Here is a 586-nt window from a genome sequence, read left to right on the forward strand (position 1 = left end):
GGCCAGACGGTGGCCAGCGGCCGGGCGGACCGCCCCGTTCCGCCCGTGTCATGATGATCACGACGGCATGGGTGGGGGAGCGATGGACCTGCTGCAACTGCGCTACTTCCGGGCCGTGGCCCGCTTCGAGCACATCAGTCGGGCCGCGGAGGAACTGCACGTCGCGCAGCCGTCGGTGAGCCGTACCATCGCCCGCCTTGAGGCCGAGTTGGGCACGGAACTCTTCGACCGGCAGGGCCGCCGCATCCGGCTCAACCAGTACGGGGCGCTGTTCCTGCGCCACGTCGAGCGCGCGCTCAGCGAACTCGACGACGCGCGGCGCGCGGTCGCCGACGCCCGCGAGCGCGGCCTTGGCCGGGTGACCGTGACCGCCGAGACGCTGCTGACCCTCGCCCGCGCGCTCGGCAGCTTCCGCGCCACCCACCCCGCCGCCGACGTGCGGCTCTACCAGTCCAACGCGGTGGAGATGGAGCGCCGGCTGCGGGCCAGGGAGGTGGACTTCTGCGTCGCCTCGCAGCCGCTGACCGGGACCGGCCTGGAGTGCGTCGAGCTGGCCAGGGAGGAGGTGCTGCTCGCCGTGCCGTAC

The 586-nt window shown here is 73.4% G+C and carries 1 protein-coding gene; it reads left to right on the forward strand.

The window, feature by feature from the left end; translation table 11 throughout:
* Window positions 1-82: 82 nt before the first annotated feature.
* Window positions 83-586, forward strand: a 504-nt coding sequence (locus tag KUM32_RS35530; protein WP_217146051.1) for a LysR family transcriptional regulator, incomplete at its 3' end; no start/stop codon positions are given.

Source organism: Streptomyces sp. AC627_RSS907 (genome assembly GCF_019049165.1).